At 70.8% G+C, this 24,867-nt stretch carries 20 protein-coding genes; 6 read left to right on the forward strand and 14 right to left on the reverse strand.

Going from position 1 to position 24,867, the window contains the following annotated elements:
* Positions 1–153 precede the first annotated feature (153 nt).
* The 5 genes from ACIBJC_RS15540 to ACIBJC_RS15560 form a co-directional block, all read right to left on the reverse strand.
* Positions 154–1,617, reverse strand: coding sequence for a catalase (locus ACIBJC_RS15540; protein ID WP_399292388.1), 1,464 nt, complete (start codon positions 1,615–1,617; stop codon positions 154–156).
* Positions 1,618–1,814: 197 nt separating this feature from the next.
* The gene (locus ACIBJC_RS15545; protein WP_399292391.1) at positions 1,815–3,689 is read right to left on the reverse strand and encodes a SpoIIE family protein phosphatase; all 1,875 of its coding nucleotides are present in this window, start codon (positions 3,687–3,689) and stop codon (positions 1,815–1,817) included.
* A gap of 393 nt (positions 3,690–4,082) precedes the next feature.
* Positions 4,083–4,748 carry a DUF402 domain-containing protein gene (locus tag ACIBJC_RS15550; protein WP_399292393.1) on the reverse strand — a complete coding sequence of 222 codons (666 nt, stop codon included), beginning with the start codon at positions 4,746–4,748 and terminating at the stop codon, positions 4,083–4,085.
* Positions 4,749–4,810: 62 nt separating this feature from the next.
* Positions 4,811–6,208: a class II fumarate hydratase gene (locus ACIBJC_RS15555; RefSeq protein ID WP_399292395.1), complete on the reverse strand. Its 1,398-nt coding sequence runs from the start codon at positions 6,206–6,208 to the stop codon at positions 4,811–4,813.
* A 176-nt stretch (positions 6,209–6,384) separates the two neighbouring features.
* Positions 6,385–8,070 carry a fumarate hydratase gene (locus ACIBJC_RS15560; protein ID WP_399292397.1) on the reverse strand — a complete coding sequence of 562 codons (1,686 nt, stop codon included), beginning with the start codon at positions 8,068–8,070 and terminating at the stop codon, positions 6,385–6,387.
* 434 nt (positions 8,071–8,504) lie between these two features.
* Between ACIBJC_RS15560 and ACIBJC_RS15565 the strand changes: the two genes are divergently transcribed.
* Together ACIBJC_RS15565 and ACIBJC_RS15570 are read left to right on the forward strand one after the other, a co-directional pair.
* A complete protein-coding gene (locus ACIBJC_RS15565; protein ID WP_399292399.1) occupies positions 8,505–9,221 on the forward strand; it encodes a DUF1707 domain-containing protein in 717 nt (238 codons plus the stop codon).
* A gap of 182 nt (positions 9,222–9,403) precedes the next feature.
* The gene (locus ACIBJC_RS15570; RefSeq protein ID WP_329829049.1) at positions 9,404–9,775 is read left to right on the forward strand and encodes a WhiB family transcriptional regulator; all 372 of its coding nucleotides are present in this window, start codon (positions 9,404–9,406) and stop codon (positions 9,773–9,775) included.
* A 226-nt stretch (positions 9,776–10,001) separates the two neighbouring features.
* Here the strand turns inward: ACIBJC_RS15570 and glpX are convergent, their stop codons facing one another.
* Positions 10,002–11,033 (reverse strand): class II fructose-bisphosphatase, encoded by a 1,032-nt coding sequence (gene glpX / locus ACIBJC_RS15575; RefSeq protein ID WP_399292401.1) that lies wholly within the window; start codon positions 11,031–11,033, stop codon positions 10,002–10,004.
* A 132-nt stretch (positions 11,034–11,165) separates the two neighbouring features.
* On the opposite strand from glpX, the gene ACIBJC_RS15580 reads away from it, so the two are divergent.
* Positions 11,166–11,738, forward strand: coding sequence for a DUF4245 domain-containing protein (locus ACIBJC_RS15580; protein WP_399293164.1), 573 nt, complete (start codon positions 11,166–11,168; stop codon positions 11,736–11,738).
* 301 nt (positions 11,739–12,039) lie between these two features.
* On the opposite strand, the gene ACIBJC_RS15585 is transcribed toward ACIBJC_RS15580, so the two are convergent.
* The 3 genes from ACIBJC_RS15585 to ACIBJC_RS15595 all read right to left on the reverse strand — a co-directional run bounded on the left by ACIBJC_RS15585 (position 12,040) and on the right by ACIBJC_RS15595 (position 15,102).
* Entirely contained in the window at positions 12,040–12,288 is a 249-nt protein-coding gene (locus tag ACIBJC_RS15585; protein WP_399292403.1) for an exodeoxyribonuclease VII small subunit, read from the reverse strand.
* A gap of 80 nt (positions 12,289–12,368) precedes the next feature.
* On the reverse strand, positions 12,369–13,580 hold the full coding sequence (xseA, locus tag ACIBJC_RS15590; protein WP_399292405.1) for an exodeoxyribonuclease VII large subunit: 1,212 nt from the start codon (positions 13,578–13,580) through the stop codon (positions 12,369–12,371).
* Positions 13,581–13,635: 55 nt separating this feature from the next.
* Positions 13,636–15,102 (reverse strand): APC family permease, encoded by a 1,467-nt coding sequence (locus tag ACIBJC_RS15595; protein ID WP_399292407.1) that lies wholly within the window; start codon positions 15,100–15,102, stop codon positions 13,636–13,638.
* Between the two features lie 85 nt (positions 15,103–15,187).
* Between ACIBJC_RS15595 and ACIBJC_RS15600 the strand changes: the two genes are divergently transcribed.
* Entirely contained in the window at positions 15,188–16,213 is a 1,026-nt protein-coding gene (locus tag ACIBJC_RS15600; RefSeq protein WP_399292409.1) for a 4-hydroxy-3-methylbut-2-enyl diphosphate reductase, read from the forward strand.
* A 100-nt stretch (positions 16,214–16,313) separates the two neighbouring features.
* Positions 16,314–17,051: a polyphosphate--glucose phosphotransferase gene (gene ppgK / locus ACIBJC_RS15605; RefSeq protein WP_399292411.1), complete on the forward strand. Its 738-nt coding sequence runs from the start codon at positions 16,314–16,316 to the stop codon at positions 17,049–17,051.
* Between the two features lie 21 nt (positions 17,052–17,072).
* On the opposite strand, the gene ACIBJC_RS15610 is transcribed toward ppgK, so the two are convergent.
* Positions 17,073–17,594: a DUF6542 domain-containing protein gene (locus ACIBJC_RS15610; protein ID WP_399293166.1), complete on the reverse strand. Its 522-nt coding sequence runs from the start codon at positions 17,592–17,594 to the stop codon at positions 17,073–17,075.
* Between the two features lie 315 nt (positions 17,595–17,909).
* On the opposite strand from ACIBJC_RS15610, the gene ychF reads away from it, so the two are divergent.
* Complete coding sequence (gene ychF / locus ACIBJC_RS15615; protein WP_399293168.1) at positions 17,910–18,998, forward strand: redox-regulated ATPase YchF; 1,089 nt, start codon at positions 17,910–17,912, stop codon at positions 18,996–18,998.
* Between the two features lie 165 nt (positions 18,999–19,163).
* On the opposite strand, the gene ACIBJC_RS15620 is transcribed toward ychF, so the two are convergent.
* The 4 genes from ACIBJC_RS15620 to ACIBJC_RS15635 form a co-directional block, all read right to left on the reverse strand.
* Positions 19,164–20,513, reverse strand: a complete 1,350-nt coding sequence (locus tag ACIBJC_RS15620; protein WP_399292413.1) for a hypothetical protein — start codon at positions 20,511–20,513, stop codon at positions 19,164–19,166.
* Complete coding sequence (locus ACIBJC_RS15625; protein ID WP_399292414.1) at positions 20,510–22,495, reverse strand: hypothetical protein; 1,986 nt, start codon at positions 22,493–22,495, stop codon at positions 20,510–20,512. Before ACIBJC_RS15625 ends, ACIBJC_RS15620 begins: the two co-directional genes overlap by 4 nt.
* A complete protein-coding gene (locus ACIBJC_RS15630; protein ID WP_399292417.1) occupies positions 22,492–23,286 on the reverse strand; it encodes a toll/interleukin-1 receptor domain-containing protein in 795 nt (264 codons plus the stop codon). Before ACIBJC_RS15630 ends, ACIBJC_RS15625 begins: the two co-directional genes overlap by 4 nt.
* A 302-nt stretch (positions 23,287–23,588) precedes the next feature.
* Complete coding sequence (locus ACIBJC_RS15635) at positions 23,589–24,842, reverse strand: helix-turn-helix domain-containing protein (protein ID WP_399292419.1); 1,254 nt, start codon at positions 24,840–24,842, stop codon at positions 23,589–23,591.
* Between the last annotated feature and the right edge of the window lie 25 nt (positions 24,843–24,867).

Below are 24,867 nucleotides of genomic sequence, written 5' to 3' on the forward strand. Positions count from 1 at the left end.
CGGGCCCCCCCCCCGGGGGGGGGGGGGGCGGGCCGGCCCCCCCGGCGGCCGCCCCCCCCCCCCCCCGGGGCCGGGGGGGGGCCCCCCGGGGGGGGGGGGGGGGTGGGGGGGGGCCCCCGGGGGGGGCCCCCCCCCACTTCCGTTCCGCTCGGCTCAGCCGCCGTTCGTCTTCTTGGCGATCCGGTCGCCGATCTTCTTGTCGATGTTCCGCCAGTACTGGATGGCCCGGTCCAGCACCGGCCGGGTCACCCCCTGCGCGAGATGGCCGCTGACGTTCCCCACCAGCCGCTCACGCTGCGCGTCGTCGAACACCTGGCGCACCATGGTGCCCGCCTGGCCCCAGTCGTCGTCCTCGGCGTGCGGCTTGTAGGCCTCGCGCACCATCTCGCCCGCCGAGGCCCACCCGGCCGGATCCCCGAACCGCGCCACGTCGGCCGCCGGGCCGCCGTACGAGTTCGGCGCGTACGGCATCGCCGCGCTGGACGCCTCGTACCGCATCGGACCGTCCTTGGCGTACGAGTTCACCTGCGAGTGCGCCCGGTTGGGCGGGAGTTGGCTGTAGTTCGGGCCGATCCGGTAGCGGTGCGTGTCCGGGTACGAGAAGAGCCGTCCGAGCAGCATCTTGTCCGGGGAGGGGCCGATGCCGGGCACCAGGTTCGACGGCTCGAACGCGGCCTGCTCGATGTGGACGAAGAAGTTGTCCGGGTTCTTGTCCAGGGTCATCCGGCCGACGTCGATCAGCGGGTAGTCGCCGTGCGGCCACACCTTGGTCAGGTCGAACGGGTTGAAGCGGTAGGTGGCCGCGTCCTCGAACGGCATGACCTGGACCTTCAGGCTCCAGGTCGGCGCGTTCCCGGACTCGATCGACTCGTACAGGTCCCTGCGGTGGTGGTCGCCGTCCGAGCCGGCCATCGCGTCGGCCTCGGCCTGCGGGAGGTAGTCGATGCCCTGGTCGGTCTTGAAGTGGTACTTCACCCAGAACCGCTCGCCCGCCTCGTTCACCCACATGTAGGTGTGCGAGCTGTAGCCGTTCATGTGCCGGAACGACTTCGGGATGCCCCGGTCGCCCATCAGCCACGTCACCTGGTGCGCGGACTCGGGCGAGAGGGTCCAGAAGTCCCACTGCATGTCGTTGTTGCGCAGCCCGGTCGCCGGATGGCGTTTCTGCGAGCGGATGAAGTCCTGGAACTTGATCGGGTCACGGACGAAGAAGACCGGCGTGTTGTTGCCGACCATGTCGTAGTTGCCGTGCTCCGTGTAGAACTTCAGCGCGAAGCCGCGCGGGTCGCGCCAGGTGTCGGGCGAACCCAGCTCACCGGCGACGGTGGAGAAGCGGGCCAGCATGTCCGTACGGCGGCCGGGCTGGAAGAGGTCGGCCTTGGTGAACTGGCTGACGTCGTTCGTCACTTCGAAGAAGCCGTACGCGCCCGCGCCCTTGGCGTGCACCACCCGCTCGGGGACCCGTTCCCGGTTGAACTGGGCCATCTTCTCGATGAGGTAGTGATCCTGGAGCAGGATGGGACCGTCGGGGCTGATGGTGAGCGAGTGCTCGTCGCTCTCCACCGGAATACCGACGTTGTTGGTCGTGTACGGCGTCTTGGGGGATGAGGCGGCCACGAGATGTCCTCCCGTCGGGGGTCGGGGAGCCGAGGCCCGGGGGGACCGGGGGGAGATCCCGGATACGTCCCGGACCGGGGCAGCGGTCACTACTGGCCGCGTGCCCCAGCTAACCCCGACGACACCTTGTCGGCAACATATGCGCGCCCGCCCTGAGCGGGGCCGCGTTCAGGTGCCGGCCCGTGCCCCGCGGCCCCTCACACCCGCGTCGGGATCTCGAACCAGACCACCTTGCCGGTCGAGAGCCGGGTGGCCCCCCACCGCCGGGCCAGCCGGTTGACCAGGAACAGTCCCCGGCCGCCCTCGTCCGTGTCCCGCGCGCGCCGCTGCCGCGGAAGCTGCGGCGAATCGTCGCCCACCTCGCAGCGCAGGACGTCCGTACGGAGCAGCCGCAGCGTCACCGGACGCTCCGCGTACCGCACGGCGTTCGTCACGACCTCGCTGATGAGCAACTCGACCGCGTCACTCAGCTCCTCCAGGTCCCAGCGGGCCAGCGCCCGCCGGGCCAGCCGCCTGGCCCGCCCCGGAGCCGCGTCCTCCGGTTCCAGGAACCAGTACGCCACGTCGCTCGGCGCGATCCCGTCGAAACGGGCGGCGAGCAGCGCGATGTCGTCGTCGCGGTCGCCCGGGCCCAACACGTCGAGCACGTCGTCGCAGAGCGCCTCCAGCGGCGGCGAGTGATCGGGCCCGGTGAGCTGCGCGGTGGCCGCCAGCCGCTCCCTGAGCTGCTCGATCCCGGTCCACACGTCACGCAGCCGCGACTCCACCAGACCGTCCGTGTAGAGCAGCAGGGTCGCCCCGGCCGGCGCGTCCAGCTCGACGGCCTCGAAGTCCACGCCACCGACCCCGATCGGCGCCCCGGGCGGCACCCGCAGCACCTCCGCCCGGCCGCCGAGATGCAGCAGTATGGGCGGCGGATGGCCGGCGTTGGCGATGGTGATCCGGTGCGCGACCGGGTCGTACACCGCGTAGAGGCAGGTCGCCATCCGGTCCGTGCCGAGCCGCTGGGCCTGCTCGTCGAGGTGGTGCAGCACCTCCTGCGGCGGCAGGTCGAGACCGGCCAGGGTCTGCGCCGTCGTCCTGAGCTGGCCCATGATCGCGGCGGAGGTCATGGAGTGGCCCATGACATCGCCCACGACCAGCGCCACCCGGCTGCCGGGCAGCGGGATCGCGTCGTACCAGTCGCCGCCGACCCGGGCGGTCTCGGCGGCCGGCAGATAGCGCGAGGCCAGCCGTACGCCGGTCGGCTGGGGCAGGTTCTCCGGCAGCATCGTGCGCTGGAGCTCGTCCGCGATGTACGCCTCGCGGCCGTACAGCACCGCCTTGTCGATGCCCAGCGCCGTGTGCGTGGCGAGCTGCGCCGCGACCAGCAGATCGTTCGGCTCGAAGGCCGCGCGGTCGGGACGGCGCAGGAAGACGGCCGCGCCGATGACCCGGCGCCGGCCGCGCAGCGGCGCGAGGATCGCGCGGTGGCCGGTCGGCACGATGCGGTCGGCGCCGAGCAGCTCCGGCAGCGCGGCCCGGGCCGCCGCCGAGTCGCCGAAGACCGGACGGACCCCGCGCAGCACCTCGGAGAGCGCCCCGCCGGAGAAGACCTCGCAGAGTTCGGCGGCCGGCATCGCGTCGGACTGCGGGTCGAGGATCGGCAGCCGCAGGCCCTCGGTGATCTGCGGGGGCAGCGCGCCGCTCGTGGGGTTCTCCGGATCCTCCTCGGTCAGCCGCAGCCGGTCCGTACGCCGCAGCCGCAGCACGAACGGCGACACGGGACGCTCGTCGCCGACGGGCAGAGGATCACGCAGATAGACGAGTATGGCGTCCGAGAAGGTGGGTACGGTCGCCCGGCACAGGCCCAGCACGATCTCGTCCAGGTCTATGCCGCGGGCGATCCGCCGGGTGGCGGCCCCCACGAAACGCAGCCGGTCGCCCTCGCGCCTGGCCGTACCGGCGGGATCCGGGGCGGGCCCCGAGGGCTGCGGCACGGAGACTGCGGACTCCTGCCGCGGTCGCGTGCGTTCCTGCTGCCGGGCAACCAGGGGCTGCCGGCCTTCGTGGGAGGGGGGATGCTCCGTCACGCGTGGGATTCCGTCCGTCCGGGCCGGGGGTGCGATGCGCTCTCTTCGACTGGGTGACAGCCCTGGCGCACGGCTCCACTCCCCTCGTAGTGAGTCACTGTCGTTGTGGCGTGCGGTCGTAGCGGTCAACAGTGTTACGTGCGTTGTGCGGTGACTGGTGGTCAGGCCAGTTGCAGAGCCACTCCGTTGGTGGATGCGACGGGCTGCGACCGGATGCGGTGTTCCGGAGGACGATCCTACGTTTGCACCCTGGGGGCACATCAAGGATCTCATGAGGATGTATGCGCCGGGGCGGATACCCGGACCCGAATCCGCTACCCCACCGGGCACCCCGTCCGTCACGGCGACGCACTCAGGGAAATGTTCGAAGGGGGGCCCGCGGTGCGGTCGGGGTCAGGTGGCGAGCCGGGCCGGGGTGCGGTCCCAGCCGTCCGGGAGGCGGGGGACCGGCCAGTGCGGCTCGGGGCGCCAGTGCTCCCAGCCGTCGCGGAACGGGGTGCCCCACGCGTCGATCAGTTCGATCGCCGCGCGCCCGGCCGCCTCGACCCGCCGGGCCTGCTCCTGGGGCATCAGTCCGTCGCGCTGGGCCTGGGCGAACTCGTCCTCGTCGCGCCACCGCCAACTCCGGTCCGGGTAGACCTCGATGTCCAGGAAGTGGTCCTCGGAGTCGATGCCCCCGGCCCAGCGGGTGCGGGGCTCCTCCAGGTTCACGTACCAGTTCTGGAAGCGCCAGCCGCGCTCCCACCACAGCCAGACCGACCACGGTTCGCCGGGCCGCGCCAGCTTCAGCACGCCCATCCCGTACCACCGGTCGCGCACCACCGTGCGCGGCGCGGTGTAGCGGGTCGCCAGCGGCTCGTGGTGCACCGGGGCGCCGTCCGCGCGGGCCGGCCGGACACACGGGGTGTCCGGCGCCAGCCACACCGCGAGCAGTTCGTCCGTGTCCTGCACGACCGTGACGGGGCGGCAGATGTGCACGCCGTCCCCGGCGTTCTCCCGGTACCGCCACAGGATCTGGGTGCCCGCCGCCCAGTGTTCGTTCGCCGCCGTCTCCTTCATGGAGGGATCTTACGGGGTGTACGCGGCCGGTGCCTGGCCGTCGCGGACGGCACCACGTGCGTTTACGGATGTGTCATGCGCAGGACATCCAGGGCCTCGTCGAGCTGTTCCAGGGTGAGCTCCCCGCGCTCCACGTACCCCAGCGCCAGGACCGTCTCGCGGATCGTCGTGTGGTCCGCCAGGGACTTCTTCGCGACCTTCGCGGCGGCCTCGTACCCGATGTACTTGTTCAGCGGGGTGACGACGGACGGCGACGACTCGGCGTACGTACGGGCCCGCTCGACATCGGCGGTGATCCCGTCGACCGTACGGTCCGCCAGCAGCCGCGACACGTTCGTCAGCAGCCGTACCGACTCCAGGAGGTTCTTGGCGATCACCGGGAGCATCACGTTCAGCTCGAAGTTCCCGGCGGCTCCCGCCACGGCGATCGTCGCGTCCGCGCCCGTGACCTGCGCGGCGACCATCAGGACGGCCTCCGGGATCACCGGGTTGACCTTGCCGGGCATGATCGAGGAGCCGGGCTGGAGGTCGGGCAGGGCGATCTCGGCGAGGCCGGTGCGCGGGCCCGACGCCATCCAGCGCAGATCGTTGGAGATCTTGGTGAGCGACACGGCGAGCGTACGGAGCTGGCCCGAGGTCTCCACGAGCCCGTCGCGGGCGCCCTGCGCCTCGAAGTGGTTGCGGGCCTCCGTCAGCGGCAGCCCGGTCGCGCGCGCGACCTCCGCGATGACGGCGGCGGAGAAGCCGGGCGGGGTGTTGATGCCGGTGCCCACCGCCGTACCGCCCAGCGGTAGCTCGGCCAGGCGCGGCAGCGACGCGGTCAGCCGCTCCACCGCGTACCGGATCTGCGCCGCGTAACCGCCGAACTCCTGGCCGAGGGTGACGGGGGTGGCGTCCATGAGGTGCGTACGGCCGGACTTCACGACGTCCGCGAACTCCTCCGCCTTGCGCTCCAGCGAGGCGGCGAGATGCTCCAGCGCCGGGATCAGCCCGCCGGTGACGGCGCCGGTCGCGGCGACGTGGATGCTGGACGGGAAGACGTCGTTGGAGCTCTGCGAGGCGTTGACGTGGTCGTTGGGGTGGACGTCCCGGCCCAGCCGCTCGGTGGCGAGCGTGGCGAGCACTTCATTCGTGTTCATGTTCGAGGAGGTGCCGGAGCCCGTCTGGAAGACGTCCACCGGGAAGTGGTCGTCCCAGCGGCCGTCCGCCACCTCGGCGGCGGCCTCCTGGATGGCGTCCGCGATGTCCTTGTCGATCACCCCGAGCCCGGCGTTGACCTTGGCGGCGGCGGCCTTGATCCGGGCCAGGGCCTCGATGTGCGTACGTTCCAGCCGCTGCCCCGAGATGGGGAAGTTCTCCACCGCGCGCTGTGTCTGCGCGCGCCACTTCGCGTGTGCGGGGACCCGTACCTCACCCATCGAGTCGTGCTCGGTCCGGTACTGGTTCTCGTCGGTCGTCATCGTCGTCGTACCTCCTGTGAGGGTGAGCGTCCGGCCGATCCGATGTGTTCCCCCGCGGCCCGTTCCGTACAGCCGTCTCCCGTACGGCCGCTCCCGTACAGCCCTTCCCGGACTGTCGTTCCCGTACGGCCGTTCCCGTCCGGGAATGGGCCGTACGGGAACGGGTGATCGGGTGATCAGCCGAGGCCGGGGCCGCGGACCGGGATGCTGGTGAAGGTGGGCGCCGGGGCGGGCTCGGTGAAGAAGTCGTTGCCCTTGTCGTCCACGACGATGAACGCCGGGAAGTCCTCGACCTCGATGCGCCAGACCGCCTCCATGCCCAGCTCCTCGTACTCGACGACCTCGACCTTCTTGATGCAGTCCTGCGCCAGCCGGGCCGCCGGGCCGCCGATCGAGCCGAGGTAGAAGCCGCCGTGCGCGTCGCACGCGTCGGTCACCTGTTTCGAGCGGTTGCCCTTGGCGAGCATCACCTTGGAGCCGCCCGCCGCCTGGAACTGCGCCACGTAGCTGTCCATCCGGCCGGCCGTCGTCGGGCCGAAGGAGCCCGAGGCGTACCCCTCGGGGGTCTTCGCCGGACCCGCGTAGTAGACCGGGTGGTCCTTCAGGTACTGCGGCATCTCCTCGCCCGCGTCCAGCCGCTCCTTGATCTTGGCGTGCGCGATGTCACGGGCCACCACCAGCGGCCCGGTGAGCGAGAGCCGGGTCTTGACCGGGTACTTCGTCAGCTCGGCGAGGATCTCGTCCATCGGGCGGCGCAGGTCGACCCGTACGACATCGCCGCCCGCGTTCTCCCCTTCGCCCTCGCCCAGGTGCTCGTCCGTGGTGTCCGGCAGGAAGCGCGCCGGGTCCTTCTCCAGCTCCTCCAGGAAGACGCCCTCCGCGGTGATCTTCGCGACGGCCTGGCGGTCGGCCGAGCAGGAGACGGCGATAGCGACCGGCAGCGAGGCGCCGTGCCGCGGCAGCCGCACCACCCGTACGTCGTGGCAGAAGTACTTGCCGCCGAACTGCGCGCCGATCCCGATCCGCTGCGTCAGCTCGAAGACCTTCTCCTCCAGCTCCTTGTCACGGAAGCCGTGACCGGTGGGGGAGCCCTCGGAGGGCAGCTCGTCGAGGTAGTGCGCGGAGGCGTACTTCGCGGTCTTGAGGGCGAATTCCGCCGACGTACCGCCGACGACGATAGCGAGATGGTACGGCGGGCACGCGGCCGTGCCCAGCGAACGGATCTTCTCCTCCAGGAACTTCATCATGGAGGTCTCGTTCAGCACCGCCTTCGTCTCCTGGTACAGGAACGACTTGTTGGCCGAGCCGCCGCCCTTCGCCATGAAAAGGAACTTGTACGCACCGCCGTCGGTCGCGTACAGCTCGATCTGCGCGGGCAGGTTCGAGCCGGTGTTCTTCTCCTCCCACATGGTGAGCGGGGCCATCTGCGAATAGCGCAGATTCAGCTTCGTGTACGCGTCGAAGATCCCGTGCGAAAGGGCTTCCTCGTCGCCGCCCTCGGTCAGCACCTGCTGCCCGCGCTTGCCCATCACGATCGCCGTACCGGTGTCCTGGCACATGGGGAGAACGCCCGCCGCCGCGATATTCGCGTTCTTCAGGAGGTCGAGCGCCACGAACTTGTCGTTCGAGGACGCCTCGGGGTCGTCCACGATCCTGCGGAGCTGCGCGAGATGGGCCGGCCGCAGGTAGTGCGAGATGTCGTGCATCGCCTCGGCGGCGAGCGTGCGCAGCGCCTCGGGGGCGACCTTGAGGAACGTACGCCCGTCGGCCTCGAAGGTGGAGACACCTTCGGCGGTCACCAGGCGGTAGGGCGTGGTGTCCTCCCCCAGCGGAAGCAGATCGGAGTACGCAAATTCCGGCATTACGGCCATTCCTCACTCGACAGACGGCGGCGCGGCCCCCATTGGCTGCGGCACGCTCCAGCGTAGGCCGCGCCACCGACACCGCTCCTGTGAGGTAAGGCTCAGTAGGAATGCCCGGCGTGATGACGCGGCCGACACCTGACAGGCCCCAGGGCCTGTCGTTTGGATCTGGCTGGGCTCGCGTGCCCGCAGTGACATCAGCCGCTGCCGCGGCGGGCCGCGCCTCGCGGCGTTGTCGTCACTCATCCCCAAGGTCTCGGCTTCGCTCGACCGGGGGAGACCCCATCCGCTCCCGCGTCGCCTCCCTCCTCCGCCTTGCGATCCACGGCACCAACGGCGACATCAGCCGTTGACGCGGCGGGCGCTCACTAATCCAGCCAGATCCCAACGACAGGCCCTAGTCGCGATCTATCGCGTTTCGCTACCCTGGGGTCGTGGACCTCGAAAAGCAGCCTCAGCAGCCCCAGAAGCCGGCCGAGCGGAAGCCTGTCGCGGAGGCGGAGCCCGGGCCCGCGGGCCTCCGGGCCTCCGACGCCGACCGGGACAGGACCGCTGACATCCTCAGGGAGGCGCTGGCGGAGGGCCGTCTGGACGCCGAGGAGCACGGCGAGCGGATCGACGCCGTCTACCGGGCGAAGACCGTCGGCGAACTGGAGCCGTTGGTACGGGACCTGCCGACCCCCGGCGCCGACGGCCGCGCCGCGGGGGCGTCGCGCGGCACGGCGGGCGGGTACGGCTACGGGCCCGAGGATCCGGAGGCCCCCGCCGAGAACATGATCGCGATCTTCAGCAGCTCGACGCGGAAGGGGCGTTGGCGTATTGGCGCCAAGGTCAACGCGTTCGCGCTCTTCGGCAATGTCGAGATCGACCTCACAGAGGCACTCTTCGGCCAGCGGGTCACCGTGATCAACGCGACGTCCATTTTCGGAAATGTGGAGATCACGGTTCCGGAGAACATCACGCTGCGGGGCAACGGGAACGGGGTCTTCGGCAATTTCGAGGTCCGCACACTGGAGGCCCCGGACCGGGACGCGCCCACGGTCGTGGTGAACGGCTACTCCGTCTTCGGCAATGTCGAGGCCAAGCCGAAGCGCGGCAAGTGGATCGCGAACCTCGTCAACGAAACCCTCCGCAAGCACCTCGGTCATTAGCCCCTTTCGCACCTCGGGCGCCGATTTCCGGCCAAAGGTCGCCAGTTGGGGCGCGGTGTCCGAAATTCCGCACGGCGTTCCGGACTCCGGAACTGGGTGCCACTCAGTGCATAGGCGTGCGCACAGCGGGTAGGGAAAGCTGCATCGTCTCTCGCTCGCGAAGCCGTCGTCAGGAGTAGACCGTGCTGCAACTGCCGCATCAGCCCCTCCAGGCGGCCGCCCTTCCGACCCAGCGGAGTCCCGCTCGGGAGGATCAGGCCGGCCCCTGGCATTCGGAGGCTGTATGCCGTCGGGACGAAGCGGGATTGTTCTTCGCCCCTTCCAAGGAGCCGACAGCCGCGAGACTGGCGCGGGAGGAGGCCGCGAAGCGGGTCTGTGCCCGGTGTCCGGTGATGCTCGAATGCCAGGAGCACGCACTGCTCCAACCCGAGCCCTACGGGGTGTGGGGCGGGCTGACGGCGGCCGAGCGCCGCGTGGTGCTGGCGCGCCGCAGGCGGCGCGAGGTGGAGCTGCGCAAGGCGGCGGCCGTCGACCGCATCGCGGCGGCGGGCTGACGCTCCCAGCCGCCTTTTCGCGTGGGCGCGTGCGCGGGAACGCGCGTACGTGCGGGACGCGCGTGCGCCAGGACGCGCGTACGTGGGTCGCGTACACGGGGACGTGAACGGACGTGAACGGACGTGAACGGACGGAAGGGGTGCCCCGCCGCACAGAGGGGCACCCCTTCCGCCGACTCCGTCGCGCGCGTCCCGGCCGGGACCGTGAGTCCGGGCCGGGCAGGCGCTACTTGGCGCGGTCGAAGTCGATCGTGCTGTAGGCGCGGAGCTTCGACAGCCGGTGGGTCGCGTCGATCTGCCGGATCGTGCCCGACTTGGAGCGCATCACCAGGGACTGGGTGGTCGCCGTCTCCGAGCGGTAGCGCACGCCCCGCAGCAGTTCGCCGTCCGTGATGCCGGTGGCGACGAAGAACACGTTCTCGCCGCTGACCAGGTCATTGGTGGAGAGCACCCGGTCCAGGTCATGACCGGCGTCGATCGCGCGCTGCCGCTCCGCGTCGTCCTTGGGCCAGAGTTTGCCCTGGATGACACCGCCGAGACACTTTATGGCGCACGCGGAGATGATGCCCTCCGGGGTGCCGCCGACGCCCATCAGCAGGTCGACGCCGGTGCCCTCGCGGGCGGCCATGATCGAACCGGCGACATCGCCGTCGGAGATCAGCTTGATACGGGCACCGGTCTCCCGGATCTCCTTGATGATGCCCTCGTGGCGGGGGCGGTCGAGGACGACGACCGTCACGTCCTGGGGTGAGAGGCGCTTCGCCTTGGCGACCCGGCGGATGTTGACCGCGACGGGCGCGTTGATGTCCACGAAGTCGGCGGCCTCGGGTCCGGTGACCAGCTTGTCCATGTAGAACACCGCGGACGGGTCGAACATCGTGCCCCGGTCCGCCGCCGCGAGCACGGCGATGGCGTTCGGCATGCCCTTGGCGTTCAGCGTGGTGCCGTCGATCGGGTCCACGGCGATGTCGACCTCGGCGCCGGTGCCGTCCCCGATCTCCTCCCCGTTGAACAGCATCGGGGCTTCGTCCTTCTCGCCCTCGCCGATGACGACGACGCCGTTCATCGAGACGGTGGAGACGAGGGTGCGCATGGCGTTCACCGCGGCGCCGTCCGCGCCGTTCTTGTCGCCGCGCCCGACCCACCGGCCGGCCGCCATCGCGGCGGCCTCGGTGACCCGCACCAACTCCAGCGCGAGGTTGCGGTCGGGGGCCTCGGGAGAAACCTCAAGGGGGGACGGAAGTTGATGTTCGGTCAACGGAGCGCACCTTTCTGTACGGCGACGACCGGAAAAGAGGGTGATACGACTCTATCTGCACATCGCCATATTGAGCAGAGGGGCCCACGTATGAGCGCGACCGGGTGATGCGACGATGGTGCCGTGGCAGGTATGCGAGGCAGACAGACAGTGCGGGACATGTTCCTGTCGATGGCGGTCATCGGGGTCGTCGTCGCCGCGATCTACATGTTCATTCCGCATGACGACACACCGGCCCCGGTCAAGGCGGTCGACTACCGGGTCGAGCTGGTGACCGCGCGCCGCGCGGCACCGTATCCGGTGCTGGCCCCGGCGGGGCTGGCACAGACGTGGAAGCCGACCTCGGTCACGTACGAGCGGCAGAACGCCGACGCGTGGCACCTCGGCTATCTGGACCCGGACGGCGAGTACGTGGCGGTCGAGCAGTCGACGGCGCCCGCGAAGAAGTTCGTGGTGGAGGTCAGCCACCAGGCCGAGAACACCGGCGAGACGCAGCAGGTGGCGGGCGAGACCTGGCAGCGCTGGAAGGGCCCGAAGTACGACGCGCTGGCGCGTACGGACGGCGACGCCACGACGGTGGTGACCGGCACCGCCTCCTTCGAGCGGCTGGGCGAGATGGCCGGGGCGCTGGAAGCCGACAAGACCGCCGACACGGAACCCGGCACGGGCGCGAGCGCGGAGACGGTCACGGAACAGAGCCGGTAGGTCGAGCACCGGTAGGACGAGCACGGGGCGGTGCGCGCGGCCTCGGGCGCGCGGCCTGGCGTGAGGTCCGAGGTGGGCCGGCCAGCGCGACCCGCCAGGGGACCTGATAGGCGGCGGCATGCCGCCCGGTTACGTACGGGCAGGGCGCGTGGCCCGGTCAACGGGCCTGGCCGCGCTGACGGTCCCCACGGCCCTGACGGTCCTGATCGTTCCTCGTCCCCGATGCCCCTACGGCCCTGGCGGAGCCGGGCGGAGAGGTGAAGCGGGTCGGGCCGAGGCCCCGGGCCGGATCGGAGGGGGCCTATGCGTCCCGTGCCTCCGGCTTCTTCTCGGCCAGGGAGGCGTCCAGCCGGGCCCTCGCCCCCTCCAGCCAGTGGCGGCACACCTTCGCCAGCTCCTCGCCGCGCTCCCACAGGGCCAGCGAGTCCTCCAGCGACGTACCGCCCGCCTCCAGCTGGCGCACGACCTCGATCAGCTCGTCGCGCGCCTGCTCGTAGCCCGGCGTGTCCGTGGCGGAGGCCGCTTCCGCGGCGTTGTCCGTGCTCGTCATGTCATCCACCCTATGTACGCGCGTGACCGCGCGATCCGACAACGATTCCGTCCGCGGCGCTCACCCCGCGGTCGCGACACTCATTCCGCGACCACCCGCACCGCGAACTCGCCCTCCGCCACCCTGGCCCGCAGCTCCTCGGCCGCCGTGACGTCCCCCGGCGCCCGTACCACCGTCCCGTCCGGCCGCTGGAGCACCGCGTACCCGCGCTCCAGCGTCGCCGCGGGGGACAGCGCCACCACCCGCGCCCGGGTGTGCGACAGCTCCGAGTCCGCCCGGTCCAGCAGATGGCGCAGCACCCGCCGGCTCCGGTCGGCCAGCGCGGCCACCTCGGCGTCGCGCTCCTCCACCATCCGGTGGGGCCGCTCCATCACGGGCCGGGCGAGGGCGTGGGCCAGCCCGCGCTCCTCGCGGTCCAGCAGCCCCCGTACCGTACGCAGCGCCCGGTCACGCAGGCCCTGGACCCGGTCCAGCTCCTCGCCTACGTCCGGCACGGTCTTCTTCGCCGCGTCGGTCGGCGTCGACGCCCGTACGTCCGCCACCAGGTCCAGCAGCGGCGCGTCAGGCTCGTGCCCGATCGCGGAGACGACCGGCGTACGGCACGCCGCCACCGCCCGGATCAACTGCTCGTCGGAGAACGGCAGCAGGTCCTCCACGCTGCCGCCGCCGCGCGCCACGATGATCACGTCCACCTCCGGCAGCCCGTCCAGCTCCTTGACCGCCTGGACGACCTGGGCCACCGCGTTGACCCCCTGCACCGCCGTGTTGCGGACCTCGAAGCGCACCGCGGGCCACCGCCGCCGCGCGTTCTCCAGCACATCGCGCTCGGCCGCCGAGGCCCGTCCGCAGACCAGTCCGACGAGCTGCGGCAGAAACGGCAGCGGCCTCTTGCGGTCGGCCGCGAACAGCCCCTCCGCCCCCAGCGAGCGCTTCAACTGCTCCAGCCGCACCAGCAGCTCACCGATCCCGACGGGCCGTATCTCCGTCGCCCGCAGCGAGAGCTGCCCGCGCGGCGCGTACCACTCGGGCTTGGCCTGCACCACGACGCGCGCCCCCTCGGAGACCACGTCCGCGATCGCGTCGAACACCTGCCGGTAGCACGTGACGCTCACCGAGATGTCGTACGAGGGGTCGCGCAGGGTCAGGAAGACGACCCCCGCGCCCGGCCGGCGCGAGAGCTGGGTGATCTGCCCCTCGACCCAGATGGCGCCGAGGCGGTCGATCCATCCGCCGATGAGCCGCGAGACCTCACCGACGGGCAGCGGAGCGTCCGCGGACGTGTTGAGTGCCATGCCGAGGAGCGTATCGGCCGCCTCTGACAACGCCCGGTTCCCCGCCCGCCTCATCTCAGGGACCCGTCCCGGCCGTCCGCGCGCCCGCCCGTCCACCGCGTCCCCGCTGCACCAGGAGCACCACCAGCCCCACGGCCAGCCAGATCGCGCCCACCACCTGCGCCGAGCCCGCCGCCTCCACGATCACCGCGATGAGGATCGCCGCCCCGATCACCGGCAGCACCACATGCGCGAACCAGCGCGGCGGCCCCTCCTTACGCCGTACCGCGAACCACCCCACCACCGAGGCGTGCAGCAGGACGAACGCCGTCAGCGCCCCCACGTTCACCACCGAGACCAGATGGTCCAGACCGTCCGGGCGCCGCGCCGCCCACACGGCGGCCACCAGCGTCACCACGGCGGCCAGCAGCAACGCCACCCGGGGCACGCCCGCGCTCGTACGGGACAAGGCGTGCGGCAGCCTGCGCTCACGGCCCATCGCGAAGAGCAGCCGCCCGGCCGCCGCCTGTCCGGCCAGCGCCGCGAACGCCGCGCCGATCGCCTTGCTCACCGCCACCAGGTCGTGCAGCCAGGTGCCGACGGCCGTGTCCACCGCGTCGTAGAAGGCGGTCCCCTGCTTCGCGGGATCGGCCGCCAGCTCCGCCGAGGTCACCGGCTCCAGCAGCGCCACCAAGTAGGTCTGCGCGATGAACAGCACACCGGCCAGCACCAGACAGAACAGCACGGCCCGCGCCACCTGCCGCGACCCCCCGGTCACCTCCTCGGCGAACGAGGCGATCGCGTCGAACCCGAGGTACGACAGCACCGCGACCGACACCGCGCCCAGCACCGCCGCCAGGGAGAACCCCGTATCGCTCGTGAACGGCGACGACCAGCCGCGCGTCGCCCCGTCCCGCGCCAGCACCACCACGGCCGACACGACGAAGATCAGCAGCACGACGAGTTCCATCGCCAGCACCGCGAAGCCGACCCGGGCCGCCGCCCGTACGCCCCAGAGGTTGAGCAGCGTCGTGACCACCACGGCGATCGCCGTCCACACCCACCGGTCCACGGAGGGCACCAGCGCCTCCATGGCGATGCCCGCGAAGAGGTAAGCCACCGCGGGGATCAGCAGATAGTCGAGCATCGCCATCCATCCGGCGATGAACCCGGGCCCCTCGCCGAGCCCCTTGCGCGCGTACGCGAAGACCGACCCGGCCTGCGGGGCGACCCGCACCATCTGGGCGTAGCTGAACGCCGTGAACGCCATCGCGACGGTCGCCACCACGTAGACCAGGGCCACGGAGCCGTGCGACCTCGCGTCGAGAGTGCCGAAGACACCGACGGGGGCCATGGGGGCGATGAAGAGCAGCCCGTAGACGACGAGATCCCGGAAGCCCAGCGTCCGCCGCAGCCCGTCGCCGCCCGACGTGGCGCCCTCCCCGCCCTCCCCACCTTCCCTGCCCGACGCGCCGCCCTTACCGTCCGCGGCTCCGGCGATCGTCCCGTCCCCGCCGCTGCCACCGGTGCCGCTGTCGGCCATCGGGTCCCTCCCTGATCGCGTACGCACCAGTGTCGTGCAGAGGGAGGAAGTTCCGCCTCTTCTGCACGGCCTTACGATGGGAGGCATGACTGCAACGTCCCGCCCGTCGCCCGCCGCCACCCCTAGTGGAGACGCCGCGCGCCGCGCCGGCAAACGCGTCCTCCTCGCCGCTCCGCGCGGCTACTGCGCGGGTGTCGACCGTGCCGTGATCGCCGTCGAGAAGGCCCTGGAGCAGTACGGGGCGCCGATCTACGTCCGGCACGAGATCGTCCACAACAAGTACGTCGTCAAAACCCTGGAGAACAAGGGCGCCATCTTCGTCGACAGGACGGCGGAGGTCCCCGAGGGATCCATCGTCATGTTCTCGGCGCACGGCGTCGCACCGGTCGTCCACGAGGAGGCGGCCGAACGCAAGCTCGCCACCATCGACGCCACCTGCCCCCTGGTCACCAAGGTCCACAAGGAAGCCGTGCGCTTCGCCAACGAGGACTACGACATCCTTCTCATCGGCCATGAGGGCCACGAAGAGGTCATCGGCACCTCGGGTGAGGCCCCGGAGCACATCACGCTGGTCGACGGCCCGGAGGATGTCGCGAACGTCGAGGTCCGCGACGAGTCGAAGGTCGTCTGGCTCTCCCAGACCACGCTCTCCGTGGACGAGACGATGGAGACGGTCGACGCCCTCAAGGAGAAGTTCCCGCTGATGATCGCGCCCCCGAGCGACGACATCTGCTACGCCACCCAGAACCGTCAGATCGCCGTCAAGCAGATGGGCGCCGACGCGGACCTGGTGATCGTCGTCGGCTCCAAGAACTCCTCCAACTCGGTACGACTGGTCGAGGTCGCCCTCGGCGCCGGCGCCCGCGACTCCCACCTGGTGGACGAGGCCGCCGAGATCGACGAGGCGTGGCTCGACGGCGTCTCCACGGTCGGTGTCACGTCGGGCGCCTCCGTACCGGAGATCCTGGTCGACGGCGTCCTGGAATGGCTCTCGGAGCGCGGCTTCGAGGATGTCGAGATCGTCAAGGCGGCCGAGGAGTCGATCACGTTCTCGCTCCCGAAGGAGCTGCGCAAAGACCTGCGGGCCGAGGCCGCGGCGCTCTCCAGGTAGTACGGTCCGCGGCGTACGCGGCGGGGCGGAGCGGTGAACAGGTTGAGCCGTTCTGCATTTGCGCACGTCGCTGTCAGCATCTGCCCGTAACGTTGTGTCCATGAACGTCTTCGGAGTGGACATCGGTGGCTCGGGGATCAAGGGTGCGCCCGTGGACCTGGAGCGCGGCGACCTGGTCGAGCCCCGCTACAAAGTGCTCACGCCGCACCCGGCGACGCCCGAGAGCGTCGCCGACGGTGTGGTGGAGGTCGTCCGGCATTTCGGCTGGTCGGGGCCGGTCGGGATCACCTTCCCCGGGGTGGTGACGGGCTCGGTGATCCGTACGGCCGCCAACGTCGACAAGGCGTGGATCGACGTCGACGCGGGCCAGGTCCTCGGCGACCACCTCGGCCTGCGGGCCACCGTCCTGAACGACGCCGACGCGGCGGGCGTGGCGGAGATGGCCTTCGGCGCGGGGCGCGGCCGTAAAGGCACGGTCTTCCTGCTGACCTTCGGTACGGGTATCGGCAGCGCGCTCTTCATCGACGGGCGCCTGGTGCCCAACACGGAGCTGGGCCATCTCGAACTGCACGGCCACGACGCGGAGAAGCGCGCGTCCACGAAGGCCAAGGAAGACGAAGAGCTGAGCTGGTCCCACTGGGCGCACCGCGTCCAGAAGTATCTGGCCCATGTGGAGATGCTCTTCTCGCCCGAGCTGTTCATCATCGGCGGCGGGGTGAGCCGCAAGGCCGACAAGTTCATCCCGCTGATCGAGGGGATCAGGGCCGAGATCCTGCCGGCCGAGTTGCAGAACAACGCGGGGATCGTCGGCGCGGCGATGGCGGCGGCGGGCCGCTGACGCCGCCGCAGCAGCGCGCGCTTATCCCCGCCGTACCGCCCGGGAGGCGGTGGCGCCGCTCCGCGGGGCCGGTGTCCGGCCGCTCCCGGCCGTCCGGCCCCGGGGCCCGGCGCCGGCCCGGGTGGCGGCCATGTCCCTGGCGAGCTGCCGCCGCCCCATCTCGCGCACCTTCCGTACGGTGGCGATGAGCCCGGCGACGAGCGTGCCCCCGTACAGCCAGCCCGCATGGACGGCCAGCGTGGTGACGAGCCCCATGACCTGCCCGCCGAAGCCCTCGGTCCCGCCGGAGATCGGCAGCGCGCCGATGGCGAAGGCGATCGGCACGGTGATCGGCGCTGTGACCAGGTCGGCGGGGCGCACCCACAGCGCGGTCACGGCGCTGACCGGCAGGAACAGCGCCCCGTACACCACCGGCTCGGCGTCGAAGAGCAGCGCGTCCAAGAAGGCGAAGAAGAGCATCGAGGCCGTGGCGAAGAGCCCGGCGCCCAGCCCGGTGAGCCGCGGGTTGGGCAGTCTGCGCAGCCGCTGCACGACGGGCGGCACGCGCCGTCGGCGCGCCGCGGGGTGGTGCCGCGGCCGGTGCCGCCGCGGGGGCTGCTGACGTGTCCTCTGCTGCTGCTCCACCGGACCAACGTAGGTGGCGGAGGCGGACGAACCGGGGAACCGGGGTCGGGACACGCCCTCAGGATGACACCGGAGCTGAGTTCGAGGGCCCGGCGGCGGGCCGACCACCGTGAGGCACCGTACGGCGCCCGTCGTCGGCCGCCGCACCACGCCCGTAAACTGGGGGATCGGGCCGCGAAGGTCCTCAGCCAGTCCTCGGCCGCCGGCCGGTCCTCACTCCAGGAAGTCGCCAACGTGTCGCTCACGATCGGAATCGTCGGTCTGCCGAATGTCGGCAAGTCGACCCTGTTCAACGCCCTGACCAAGAACGACGTGCTGGCGGCCAACTACCCGTTCGCCACCATCGAGCCCAACGTCGGTGTGGTCGGCGTACCGGACCCCCGCCTGAACAAGCTGGCGGAGATCTTCGGCTCGCAGAAGATCCTCCCGGCCACGGTCGACTTCGTCGACATCGCCGGCATCGTGCGCGGCGCCTCCGAGGGGGAGGGGCTGGGCAACAAGTTCCTGGCGAACATCCGTGAGTCGGACGCGATCTGCCAGGTCATCCGGGCCTTCAAGGACGAGAACGTCGTCCATGTCGACGGCAAGGTCTCGCCCAAGAACGACATCGAGACGATCAACACCGAGCTGATCCTCGCCGACCTCCAGACGATCGAGAAGGTCCTCCCGCGCCTCCAGCGCGAGTCGCGCATCAAGAAGGAGGTCCTGGGCCAGGTCAAGGCGATCGAGGAGGCCCAGGCCATCCTGGAGACCGGCGAGACGCTCTTCTCCGCCGGCATCGTCCAGGGCACGGAGAAGTCCGAGCCGCTGCGCGAGCTGCACCTCCTGACGACCAAGCCCTTCCTCTACGTCTTCAACGTGGACGAGGAGGAGCTGACGGACGACACCTTCAAGGACGAACAGCGCGCCCTGGTCGCCCCCGCCGAAGCGATCTTCCTCAACGCCAAGCTGGAGTCCGACCTCGCGGAACTGGACGACGACGAGGCCCTCGAACTCCTCCAGTCGGTAGGCCAGCAAGAACCGGGCCTCGCCACCCTCGCCCACGTGGGCTTCCGCACCCTGGGCCTCCAGACCTACCTGACGGCAGGCCCGAAGGAATCCCGCGCCTGGACGATCAAGCAGAACGCCACGGCCCCCGAGGCGGCCGGCGTGATCCACACTGACTTCCAGAAGGGCTTCATCAAGGCGGAGGTCATCTCCTTCGCGGACCTGGTGGAGACCGGCTCGGTGGCCGAGGCCCGCGCGGCGGGCAAGGCCCGTATGGAGGGCAAGGAGTATGTGATGCAGGACGGGGACGTGGTGGAGTTCCGGTTCAACGTGTAGCGGATGGCGCCACCACGTCGATGATCCAGTAAATATGCAGGTCGGAAGGGGCCTGACCGTTCGAGGTCAGGCCCCTTCCGACCTGCACTGTCTCGGGACGGGAAAGGGCTCCCCCGCTGCGGTGTGCGGCGAAGGGGAGCCTCAAAGAGCCGACCGCCTACCGGATCAACTCCCGTCCTCGTCCCGTGTGAGGGGTTCGGCGGGCCGATCCGGGCTGTGCGAGGGGTCCCAGAGGTGTGGAGACGTCGTGTCGTCCTCGCGCGGCTCCCACTGGTCTCTGTCCCTTTCGTTTGTGCCGCTCTCCGCCGCTGCCGGCGTGAACATGCCCCTGCCCGTGCCGACATCCGGGTCTGCGGCCGCGTCGGTGAACGGCGGGCCCTCGGAGGCTGGGAAGCGCGGCGACCAGGGCCCCGTGGTGTCCCTCTCGCCCGAAGGCCCACCCTCCGGCTGCTCGCCCCCGCCCTCGTCGGGTGCCGGCAGAAGGGTCCGCCTGATCTCCTCGGCGGCCTCGTCCAGCCCGGCCGCTTCCAGGCTCCGCACCACGCGGTGGACGAACACTGTGTACTCGTCCATGTCCGGCTTCAGGCCCACCGCCGCCAGCAGCAGGAGCAGCCGATCCGAAACCCCTACTTCCTCCTCGCGGTCGAACATCCCTCCTCCCTGGCCGGGTCCGTTCCACAGCGGGCCCCCGACGGTCGCTTCGCTCCGCGCGACCATGGGTGGGACGAGCAGGTGGCGGAAGAGTTCGGGGACCTCTTCGTCGTTGGCCGCCGCCGCGATCTGGGCGAGCGGGCCGATCATGTCGACAGCCTTCTCGATCTCGTTCTCGTGGCGGGCGAGCCACCACACCACCGCGCTGCCCGCGCTCTTGAGCACGTCGTCACCGAGGTAGCGCCGCTTGTTGCGCTCGTGCTGACGCTCGTACTCCCAGATCTCCTCGTCCTTGCGAAGGTCGTTCAACTTCCGCAGGCGCTCGCGGTCTGCGGGGGCGAGGGCCAGCGTCACATCGGGCGCCAGGGACATCACCCGTCCGCTCCGGTCCGGGAGCGGTACGCCCAGCTCCCCCTCCAAGAGATACCGCGCGAAGCTCGCCCGGCCCGGCTCCACGCGGCGGACGACCTCCAGGGCCCGGCTGACGACCGAGGAAACGGCGAGGGCAGGGCAGGCGACGTCGGGCCGGTCGGCGTGGTCGGCGACCGGCCTCCACCACACGGTGGCGGAGAAGAGGAAGTCGTAGCCATCCGCCGCGCTCGGCAGCGCCGCGTCGACCACCCGCGTCTCCTGGTACGGCTGCTCCGTCGGCGCCGTGGGCGGCTCAGGTTCGCCGGGCTCGAACGGGTCGGCCGATGCGCGGCCACGGCTGAGGACCGCCATTACGAGCAGCAGGGAACCCGAGGCCGTGACCATGGACATGAAGCCCCACAGCCACGCCGACCAGTGCAGGAGGTTCCCGATCGCAGCCGGGGTGAGGCCGCAGAGAGAAACGAACAGCAGGCTGGGAAAGCGGTGTTTCATCGTGCCTCTTCCGTGGTCCGTGGTCCGGAGCCCGCACGCTTCGTACTCTCCGTGCGGGCGTACTGCGTGTGGTCGATGTGCTGCCAGAAGAGGGCGGCTACGGCCGCCCGGCGCGGGTGGCGAGCGTGCCCCGCCCAGTCGCAGGCGATGGTGTAGAGGCGGTGGAGAGCGGCCGTGCGGCCGTGAGTCGCCCCGACCATCACGCCCAGCGCCATCTCCCGCGTACTGTCGCCCGCCACGGCGTTCAGCCAGCTACTCACCAGCGGGTTCCAGAGCTCCGTCGGCGGCTGGGAGAAAACCGTCTCCCAGCCCAGGAACAGGTCCGGCCACGGCGGCGGGTCCGGTGCCCGGTCGCTCCTCAACAGCTCCGTGAGCAGCCGGAGATGGGGTTCTGCCCGACGTGGCTCCCGACGCGTCCGGTCCCGCACGCGGTCGATCAGCAGCCGGTAGAGCCGACGGTTGCGGCCGGCGAGGCCGAGAAGTGCCTCCCGGGCCTCGCATGCCGTCTCCCCCTTCCGTACGGCGAGGTAATGGAGCCGCACCATCGCCTGATCCGGGTGCGTCGCGCCGAGGCTCTGGAGGCAGGCGGCGGTCAGGACGCGGATGAGACCGTCCGACAGGGGGCCGGACGTTACGCACGCGTACATCCGACTGCGGAACCATCCCCCGAACCTCTCGTGACTGAGACCGAGTTCGAGGGCGGCCGCGGCGCGCGGGTCGCAGGACGTCCCGGTCGCACTGTCCGCCCAGCGGACCACAAGGTTGAAGAGGTGGTCGGGCCGCCCGACGGCCAGGGACCGCTCGCCGAAGCGGACGACAACGTTCACCCGGTCGTCGGTGGTCAGACCGCGGAGCCCGGCGGCATGGCCGATCCAGTCCCTGAGGTCGTCGCGCATCCCGGGGAAGTTCGCCCAGAAGTACGTCCGTACCGCGTCGGCATAGGCCAGCCGCCCGAAGCGGAGCCGTCCGTCCGGGTCCCGCTCGACCCCGAGCGTCGCCAATCGCTCCCCGAAATCCGTCCGCGCGAGCTCGGTCGTCGCCTCTTCCTCATACCTCACCGTCCTCATCAGGCCGTGCCACGCCTCGTAGACGATGTCGGCGCGGGCCTCCTCGAACACCGCCGTCGCGAGCAGCAGGGCCCGCTCGGGTGCGGTGCGGACCGCGGCCACCTGTCGGCCCACCTCGCCGGCACGGTCGGTCACCGCGTGCATCGCCTGGTCGAGCCATCCCGCGAAGTCGGTGCCGAACCGACCGCTGTCGCGAGCGGCTCTCACCAGTCCCGCGAGCCGCGCCAGTTCCCGCATGGGGGAGCGGTCGCACAAGTGCTGGAGGTCGGCGCCCTCCAGGTCCGCGGGGCGGAAGGGCATCCGGTCCATACGGAGGTACCGGGTGACGACAGCGATGCCCCTGGGGTGTCCCAGCCTCACCATGTACGGTTCGAGATCCGGCGGGTGGGCGTGCTCCATGCCCGACGGCAGGACGACGACCATGTGGGCCCCCGCCTCCTGGACCTGCGACCGGCGCACGGCCAGGAGGCGCTGGGCCTTGTCGTACGTCTCCTCGTCGGCGATTCCGGAGAGGTCGAGGAGGAAACGGTCCCCCATACCGGGAACGAGAGGGTTTTCGTCCTTGCCCGTGTCGGGAAGCTCCTCGAACCGGACCCCCTCCTCGTCGGCATCCCCGTCCTCACCGAATCCGTGCAGCAGCATGATCGCCGCGGCGCGGCGGCCGCTGCCGGGCGGCCCTTCCAGCAGCACCACCGATCCGGGCTTCTCCAGACGGTCGGCGGCAACGCGGTAGCCCACCGACGGAACGAACCGGTCGGCCAGGCGCACCCGGTCCTCGCGGGTGATCCGGAGGGACTCGACCCCTTTGCGGATCATCCAGTCCACGCCGACGCCGTAGAAGACGTACTGGTGTCCCTCGCCGTTGTTCACCGGGCCGCGCGGATCGTTGACGGTGACGCGGTCCTGCTCGGTCATCGTCCGTCGTCCGAGTGCGGGCGTTCGCGCTCGAAACGCTGGTGGACCGTACCGCTGTTGTTACCCGCCGTGAACTGGACCCCGGTGTTGTCTCCCTCGAAGTGAGGTGCGTTGTATTGATGGCCCCGACCGGTGTTCACAGGCCCCTGTGGTTCGTTGACAAAGGTGCCGGACAGGTCTCCGTTGAGGTTTCCGATGCCGCCGCGCACGCGCTGCTCGACGTCCCGCGTCCGCATCCTGGTCTGCCCGGTGTCCCGGGCCGACTTCTCGCGGGACTTCGTCTCCGCCCGTTCCAGCACCGCACGGGCGTCCCGGTCCACCGCACCCAGCTCGGGCAGGAGCCGGGCGAGGGTGTCGCCGAGCGCCGTCAGGTCCGATTGGGCGTTACGGTGGTCGAACCGCCTGTACTGGCAGTCCGCCAGCTCCAGCAGATCGTCCGGAAGGACGGCGCGGTCGATCCTCGTGGCCTTTCCGACGAGCACGGGGATCACCAGGACCCCGCGTTCGAGCGCGGTCTGGATCTCGCGACGGGTCCAGTCCTGCTCGGCTTCGAGGGCGGGGCTGCCGTCGGCCCCCCGCACTTCCGCCCAGCGCGGACCGATCACGGCGAGGAGAGCCTCGCACTCCTCCACCGCCCTGACCAGTTCCACCGGGAAACGGCGACCGGGCTCGATCGAGTTGCTGGCGAAGAAGATCCGCTCGTTGCCGAACCGACGGACGAGTTCCCGAGCGATCATGGCCGCTGCGGACTCCTCGTCGCCTGTGCGGTAGTTGACGAAGACGTCGGGCATGAAGGTTCCCTTCGTGAGAAGAAGACGGGGTGAATGGGCACGGAGCTGTGGACCGGGGCTCCGGTCCGCGCCGGGCCATGAGGTCCCGACCGTGAGACGGCATGGAGCATCCACGGGAGGGCGTGCGGATGGAGGGGCGCCGTCTGGTGCATCACTGGCCGCGGGTAGCCCAAGAAGTCGGGGCACGATGCGACGCGTCGAGCGGTAATCAGAGGATCCCGTGGGGGGATCCGGAGGGCTGGAGGGACCGGGTAGCCCGGCGAGCCGGGCGGCTCCAGTCTGCGTCGGTCGTGGAGCGGCTGTCAGCCGTGCGCGGGGGCGAGTACGCGTGCCAGCGCGGGCTGCAGATCACGTACGGGTCGGCTACTCCGGAACCGGGAGAGTTCCCGTGCGAGACGCCGGACGTCGCTGTTCACCGTCGCCGAGGGCACGGCCGGCATCACTCCCAGGAGATCTCCGGCGATAGCACACGCGTGCTCGACCTCCCCTGAGGCCGCATGGGCCAAGGACCGGCGGAAGCCGTACCGGGCGCGGGTACGCAGCGCGTGCGGCGGGAGGTGGAGGTACTCCCGGTCGAGTACCTCGGCAGCGGCCTTGGGGCGGCCGAGGTCGTGCAGGCACCAGCCGGTCGACATCGCCGCCGGATCGCGCACATGGGAGGTGCCGATCACGGGCTCAGCGCCATTGCGGGCGTCGTCGCTGGCGAGCAGTTCCCGCGCCCTGTCGAGGCTGCGGAGGCAGTCGACTTCGTTGCCGACGAGCGCGTGCCCCTGGGCCTCCCGTTGGGCCGCGAGTCCCCGGATGCGCGGCGGGAGTTCGCTGCTCTGGGCGCGGCGGGCCAGGGCGACGGTGCCAGCGGCGTCCCCGCCGTACATGGTGACCAGGGCGCGTCGCACCAGTGCGTAGGAACCGAGGTACGGGTCACCCCCGGCGCGCGCCAGTTCGGCGGCCTCGCCTGTCCAGCCGAGTGCCGCGTCATTGTCCCCGGCTTCCTGGGCCATCCAGCCGGTGAACTCCGCGAACCGCGAGGCGAGCAGGAGCGCAGGGGCCCGAGAATCGGACCGGGCGTCGGCGGCCAGCCCGGCGATCATGCGGGTCTGCGCCTCCAGCAGGGGCAGCAGGACCTTGGGCGCGGTGGACTGACCGAGCTTCCGCAGTTGGTCGAACTGCATGCGGAGGGAGGGCAGGAGGGGGTTGTCGGTGGAGCACAGCGCCTGACCGCCGAGTTTCAGGCCGAGGTCGATCAGGGTTCCCGTACCAGCCGAGAGGACCACCCGGCGCCCGACGAGCCAGCGGCTCGGACCGGCGGGGGATTCGGCGGTGCCCGAGTCCGAGTCCGTCGCGGGACGGGTGACCAGACGCTGCAGCTCGCCGTCCGCGCCGAGGAACGCGTCGCATCGCCGGGCTAGTTCGGGGGACGCGAAACGCTCCCCGCGCTCGACCTTGCTGAGGTGCCCCTTGTCATAGTTGAGCGCTACGGAGAACTCAGTCAGAGTCAGCCCCGCTTCTACTCGTAAACGGCGAAGTTCCGGGCCAAAACGCAAAGTTGTGCTCATCATCAACCTCCCCTTGAACAGTGAC

Source organism: Streptomyces sp. NPDC050509 (genome assembly GCF_044457965.1).
Classification (GTDB): Bacteria; Actinomycetota; Actinomycetes; order Streptomycetales; family Streptomycetaceae; genus Streptomyces.

What these genes read in the sequence shown, in the direction of transcription:
- ACIBJC_RS15560 (WP_399292397.1), bottom strand. Translation starts at nt 8,070, where the DNA reads ATGCCGGAATTTGCGTACTCCGATCTGCTTCCGCTGGGGGAGGACACC.
- ACIBJC_RS15600 (WP_399292409.1), top strand. Translation starts at nt 15,188, where the DNA reads ATGACTGCAACGTCCCGCCCGTCGCCCGCCGCCACCCCTAGTGGAGAC.
- ACIBJC_RS15580 (WP_399293164.1), top strand. Translation starts at nt 11,166, where the DNA reads ATGCGAGGCAGACAGACAGTGCGGGACATGTTCCTGTCGATGGCGGTC.
- xseA (WP_399292405.1), bottom strand. Translation starts at nt 13,580, where the DNA reads ATGGCACTCAACACGTCCGCGGACGCTCCGCTGCCCGTCGGTGAGGTC.
- ACIBJC_RS15550 (WP_399292393.1), bottom strand. Translation starts at nt 4,748, where the DNA reads ATGAAGGAGACGGCGGCGAACGAACACTGGGCGGCGGGCACCCAGATC.
- ACIBJC_RS15635 (WP_399292419.1), bottom strand. Translation starts at nt 24,842, where the DNA reads ATGAGCACAACTTTGCGTTTTGGCCCGGAACTTCGCCGTTTACGAGTA.
- ACIBJC_RS15585 (WP_399292403.1), bottom strand. Translation starts at nt 12,288, where the DNA reads ATGACGAGCACGGACAACGCCGCGGAAGCGGCCTCCGCCACGGACACG.
- ppgK (WP_399292411.1), top strand. Translation starts at nt 16,314, where the DNA reads ATGAACGTCTTCGGAGTGGACATCGGTGGCTCGGGGATCAAGGGTGCG.
- ACIBJC_RS15595 (WP_399292407.1), bottom strand. Translation starts at nt 15,102, where the DNA reads ATGGCCGACAGCGGCACCGGTGGCAGCGGCGGGGACGGGACGATCGCC.
- ACIBJC_RS15620 (WP_399292413.1), bottom strand. Translation starts at nt 20,513, where the DNA reads ATGAAACACCGCTTTCCCAGCCTGCTGTTCGTTTCTCTCTGCGGCCTC.
- ACIBJC_RS15555 (WP_399292395.1), bottom strand. Translation starts at nt 6,208, where the DNA reads ATGACGACCGACGAGAACCAGTACCGGACCGAGCACGACTCGATGGGT.
- ACIBJC_RS15630 (WP_399292417.1), bottom strand. Translation starts at nt 23,286, where the DNA reads ATGCCCGACGTCTTCGTCAACTACCGCACAGGCGACGAGGAGTCCGCA.
- ACIBJC_RS15625 (WP_399292414.1), bottom strand. Translation starts at nt 22,495, where the DNA reads ATGACCGAGCAGGACCGCGTCACCGTCAACGATCCGCGCGGCCCGGTG.